1 protein-coding gene is annotated in these 336 nt (G+C 61.6%); it reads left to right on the forward strand.

Going from position 1 to position 336, the window contains the following annotated elements:
- Positions 1-336 (forward strand): hypothetical protein (locus tag ACZM96_RS09180; RefSeq protein ID WP_489488683.1); only part of this gene is annotated, 336 nt, incomplete at both ends.

Here is a 336-nt window from a genome sequence, read left to right on the forward strand (position 1 = left end):
GATGCAGCTGGAGAAAAAGACGTGCGGAGGCAGGCACTGGAATCCCTTTCTCCGCACCGTGTGCGCCCGGGCGAGGGAGGAAGGAGCTAAAGAGCCGGTATGGGACGAGACGGCCTCGCCGTGCAGGCTTCTTCTGCCCGGCGGCCTCTGCCTGACCATGAACGAATGCGCCTGGATTCTGTCCCCTGCCGACGACGGTAAAAAGACTTCGGCCGAAAATGGACGGGCGATTCTTGAACGCCTGCGCGCCTTGTACTCCAAGCTCGACAAGGAAGGGTATCTTCCCGTGCCCGGCAAGGATTCCGAGGAAGGCGTGGACTATCGCCGCATTCAGGG

This window comes from Mailhella sp., from assembly GCF_057866825.1.